The sequence below is a fragment of the Spirulina sp. CS-785/01 genome (genome assembly GCF_028330525.1).
Classification (GTDB): domain Bacteria; phylum Cyanobacteriota; class Cyanobacteriia; order Cyanobacteriales; family Spirulinaceae; genus JAQMSD01.
Genome location: NZ_JAQMSD010000071.1, coordinates 1 through 5,103, shown reverse-complemented (window position 1 = coordinate 5,103; position 5,103 = coordinate 1). Strand labels below are relative to the sequence as shown.

General features: G+C 47.1%; 3 protein-coding genes. 2 read left to right on the top strand and 1 reads right to left on the bottom strand.

Features of this window, described 5'->3' with window-relative positions; genetic code table 11:
- Nucleotides 1-206: 206 nt before the first annotated feature.
- Nucleotides 207-1,910 carry an ABC-ATPase domain-containing protein gene (locus PN462_RS03905; RefSeq protein ID WP_272126660.1) on the top strand — a complete coding sequence of 568 codons (1,704 nt, stop codon included), beginning with the start codon at nt 207-209 and terminating at the stop codon, nt 1,908-1,910.
- A gap of 200 nt (nt 1,911-2,110) precedes the next feature.
- On the opposite strand, the gene ggt is transcribed toward PN462_RS03905, so the two are convergent.
- Entirely contained in the window at nt 2,111-3,715 is a 1,605-nt protein-coding gene (gene ggt / locus PN462_RS03900) for a gamma-glutamyltransferase (protein WP_272126659.1), read from the bottom strand.
- Nucleotides 3,716-3,965: 250 nt separating this feature from the next.
- Here ggt and PN462_RS03895 point away from each other — a divergent pair.
- Nucleotides 3,966-5,103, top strand: a 1,138-nt coding sequence (locus PN462_RS03895) for a hypothetical protein (protein WP_272126657.1), incomplete at its 3' end; no start/stop codon positions are given.

Sequence of the window (5,103 nt, the reverse complement as noted above, 5' to 3'; positions counted from 1 at the left end):
TCTATGCCAAGAGATCTGTGTTCAGGTATTTTGATTAAAAAAGTGGGGTTGGGCATCGCCTCACTCAAAAACGCGAAGTCTCGTTCCAGGGATGGAGAAGCCCACGCTCTAATCTCCGATTGAGCGTGGGAGTATGTCACGATTTTAGGGATCAGCATTGGCCTGTTACAGTTAAAAAGCAGTTTTTGTGTCTGCCTAATATAACTATGCCAAGTTCTGCACAACTCCGTTCTACCCTAAATCGCCTAGATAACGCCAGTTATAAAGCCTACAAAGATATAAAAGGCAGTTATGACTTTGAAGATTTTACCCTGATCATCGATCATGTTCAGGGTGATCCCTTTGCGGCCCCCAGTAAATTCCGGGTGAAAGTCCCCCAATCGTTAGCCAACTTTCCCCCCAAACTCTTTACCTCCCCCAGTCGGGAAATTGCCCTCCGGGACTTCCTGACGCGGCAATTTGACGAGGCCGCCAAGACATTAAGTTCCCGTCGGGGGACCGGGAAAAGTGGGTTAATTGCCATGGCCAAGTTAGGCCAAGAAGTCTTAGACCGAACGGCCACTTTTCTGAATGACAAGGAAATAGAAGTGCGTTTTGTGGTGGGATTACCCGCTAGAGGACGACGGATTTTGGGCCGTCAGGCCGCAGAATTGATTTGTGAGGATATCCCCGAAATTGTCGATCGCACCCTCTTTTACGATTCCCTCAACCCCAAAAAAATCCGCCAACAAGTAGAAACTGTCGAAGATGCGGACTATATTCGTTCTCAGTTACCCGAACGGGGATTAGTGGCCTTTGTGGCCAATGGCGCAATTTTACCCCGTCGTAGTGGTGTAGATGACCGACCGTTGAAAGATAATGCCATCCCGTTTCAGTCTCCCCCGTCTCTAGAAGTAGAGTTTGATTGTCCTAACCAAGGGAAAATCACCGGAATGGGGATTCCCCAAGGAATTACCCTCATTGTGGGGGGAGGATATCACGGCAAGTCCACCCTTTTACGGGCCATTGAGGTGGGGGTTTATAATCATTTACCCAATGATGGCCGGGAATTTGTGGTTACTGATCCCCATGCGGTGAAAATTCGGGCCGAGGATGGCCGCAGTATTGCGGGAGTGAATATTTCCCCGTTTATTAATCAATTACCGCAAAATCGTTCCACCCAACAGTTTTCGACTCCTAACGCGAGTGGGAGTACCTCCCAAGCAGCGAATATTATGGAAGCGTTGGAAGTGGAGGCCAAGGTGTTACTGGTGGATGAAGACACCGCAGCGACTAATTTTATGATCCGAGATCATCGGATGCAGCAACTCATTCAAAAGGAAAAAGAACCCATTACTCCGTTTATTGATAAAATCCGCCAACTCTACGACGGCCACGGGGTTTCTACCTTGTTAGTGATGGGGGGAAGTGGGGATTATTTTGATGTTGCGGATACGGTGATTGCCATGGATAATTTTTGTCCCTACGAAGTCACCCAACAGGCCAAAAAAATCGCCGAGGAACACGCAACCTATCGGGAAACCGAAGGGGGGGAGGAGTTTGGAGAGATTACCCCTCGTATTCCGGTGGCCGATAGTATTGATCCGAGTCGGGGGAAGCGGTCTGTTAAATTACAGGTGCGTGATGTGGATGAAGTGGCCTTTGGGACGGAGGATATTGATTTAAGTTCCGTTGAGCAGATTGTCAATGTGGGCCAGTTACGCGCGATCGCCACTGCTTTAGTCTATGCCAAAGACCGTCACATGGGCAAACAACGCACCATTCCCGAAATAATCGACCGTGTATTAGCTGATATCGAGAAAAATGGTCTAGATATCATTACCGACTATCCCCAAGGGGATTTAGCCGTTTTTCGACGCTTTGAACTCGCTGCGGCCTTAAATCGGTTGCGGAGTTTAGAGGTAGAATAACTTGGTTGTTGGTTGTTGGTTGTTGGTTTTTGTTGATTAACCAGATGTCATAATTCGTCAGCAATCTAGTCTATTTTACGAGCCAAGCAAAGGAATAAACCCTGCTTGTCTAAAATGTTTATCATGGGCAAGAACTTCAGTTACATTGAGTTCTTGCATAATCAGAAATGAACTACAGTCTGTTAAACTCCAATCTTTTTCTAAAACGCGATCGCGCAACCATCTGCCCTCGGTTCAGAGGCCGCCATTAATGTCTCGTTGTCTTGTAAAATTATCTGGCCTTTCCCAAAATGATGGGATTGGGAAGTCATGGCCACCTGATGGCCCCGTCTCTCTAAATGGGGGGCAATATGGTCCGCAACCCCCGACTCTAAAATAATATGATTGTCCCGTAAAAACCGCCAGCGTGGGGCATCTAACGCACTTTGGGGGTTCATCTGATAGTCAGCTAAATTCACCACCACTTGTAAATGGCCCTGGGGTTGCATCTGGCCCCCCATCACCCCAAAAGGCCCCAAAGGTTGCCCCTCCTGACTGAGAAACCCCGGAATAATGGTGTGAAACGGTCGTTTATTGGCGGCCACTTGGTTGGGGTGTCCCTCCTCTAGGGTAAAACAGGCCCCCCGATTATGTAAGGCAATCCCCGTATCGGGAATTAAAATCCCACTACCAAAGTCTTCGTAGTTAGACTGGATAAGAGACACCATTAACTCCCCATCACTGGCACAAAGATACACGGTCCCCCCTTTAATAAAACCCGGTTCGGCAGTGGGTAATGCGCGATCGCGGATTAACTTCTGTCGCTGTTTGGCGTAATCTGGATTTAAGAAGTCATGGGGAGTAAGCTGCATCGCTTGGGGGTCCCCCAGATGCTGGTTGATATCTGCAAAGGCCAACTTCATGGCCTCAATCTGTAAATGGAAACTCTCCGCAGAATCACGCGGATATTGTTGCAGATCAAACCCCTCTAAAATATTTAAGGCCATCAAGGCCGCAATCCCTTGGGTATTGGGGGGCATTTCCCACACCGTCAAATCCCGGTATTGTGTCGAAACCGGAGTCACCCAGTCACAGGTATGGGCCTTTAAATCCTCTAAGGTTAAACATCCCCCTGTATCATCGGCAAAATGGGCAATTTGTTCGGCCATTTCCCCCCGATAAAAGTTCTCCTCCCCATGTTTGGCAATACTGCGTAAGGTGTAGCCATGAACCGCACTATGCCACATTTCTCCGGGTTTGGGGGCGCGATCGTGGGGAAAAAAGATATGCTTAAAAGGCTGATATTCTTTGCCCTTGAGAGGTAAATAACGATGTTCGGCCCGTTTCCACGCTTGGGCCGTAATGGGAGACACCGGAAACCCTTCCTCAGCATAACGAATGGCCGGTTCAAATAAATGTTCAAAGGAGAGTCTTCCCCACCGTTGCCAGAGGTTATACCATGCAGAGACGGCCCCCGGTACAGTCACCGTTAACCACCCTAAATTGGGCATTTCAGAGAAGTTTAACTCGGCAAACTTCTCTGGAGTAAAACTTTGTGGACTCCTCCCCGACGCATTCAACCCATGCAGTGTCCCATCCCAGACTAACGCAAACGCATCAGACCCAATCCCATTGGAAGTCGGTTCAACTACCGTCAAGGCAATGGCCATGGCCACTGCCGCATCTACCGCATTCCCCCCTGCGAGTAACATTTCCATTCCTGCTAAACTAGCGAGAGGTTGACTGGTGGCCACGGCCCCCCGTTTGCCTAAAATAATGGGACGAGTTGTGGAATAGGGATAGTCTGTTAAGGTAGCATGGAACATGATTGAGACTCAGTGGTTCAGGTTAATCAGTAAGCAGTAAGCAGTAATCAGGACTTGGGACCCTTGAAAAATAGATGCAAACTAGAGGGGAGAAAGACTTTAACGGTGACTTGAGATGATCTTGCAGTTTTGGTTTGAAAGTGCTATACAGTTTAATCTACCAGTTGAATTGACTAGGGTACGGTTTTTGTTTTTTTGAAAAGTTAATAACATCTATAATCATCATATAATAATCATAAAGGAGGGAATTATGGAAGGCAAGCCTAAATATCATTGGTTAGATATTACTGAATATCTTGCGGTTGTGGCTTCGTTATCGGGGACAATAGCTGGTGTTGTAACGAAGCAAGCTATTTTTGCGGCAGCCCCGTTAACGGTTACAGTAGGGTTAAATGCTATTAATCGCAAGCGGGTTGAAACCGGAATTTATCAACACCAATTAGAACAATTAACTCCTTTTAAACAAGGATTAGAGGAAATCCAAAGTCAGCAAGAAAAAATTTTTAAAAAAAATGCAGAGATACAGCCAGAAGTTCAAGAAAAATTTAAGATATTTGCAGAAAGTTTAACCTCTATTGAAGAACGGCTTGCGCCGATTCGGGAACGACAAGTGACCTTAGAAGAAAAGGGTCATCAGACGCAAGAAAGACAGGAAACTGCACTGCAAGAAATTCGAGAAAAATACGAATCTTCGCTTCAGGAATTGCAAAATCAATTAGACACATTACAGGGAAATTTAACAACCCTTGAACCCCAATTAAGAACTGAGATACAGCAAGTTCAAGGGAACGTGGCAACCCTGCGAGAACAGCAGCAGGAGGTAGAACGAAAAGCCGAAGCAGTGAACCCACAAATTGCAGAACAATTGGAGAGAGTCCAAGGGGCCATTGCTTCCCTAAATACTGCCATAGACCCCCTACAAAATCAACTTGATCCCATCCGCGATCGCCTGACCCATTTAGAACAAAACCATCAACAACTCAACGACCTCAAAAACACCGTTCACTCCCTCCAAGAAAGTCTCAACCACTTACAAAATCAAGAGAATTCTCCCACAGATAACCAAGAAATTGACCATTTGCGAGAAACCGTCCAACAGTTACAACAACAACTCGAAACCGCAAAAAGTCCCAGCGAAAAAACCGAATCCCTAGAAACCCAAGTCGGGGAACTGCAAACCGTCGTTGAGCAACTACAACAACAGGCCAACCCCCCAAACCAGACCACCTCCCTCGAAAAAACCGAATCCCTAGAAACCCAAGTTGGGGAACTGCAAACCGTCGTTGAGCAACTGCAACAACAGGCCAACCCCCCAAACCAGACCACCCCCTCCGAAGATGCCACAGCCATTGCCGATCAAATCGGAGAACTGCGGGAGGCCATGACCC

Bases quoted from the DNA above. Each gene is read 5' to 3' on its own strand.
- PN462_RS03905 (WP_272126660.1), top strand. From the start codon at position 207: ATGCCAAGTTCTGCACAACTCCGTTCTACCCTAAATCGCCTAGATAAC.
- ggt (WP_272126659.1), bottom strand. From the start codon at position 3,715: ATGTTCCATGCTACCTTAACAGACTATCCCTATTCCACAACTCGTCCC.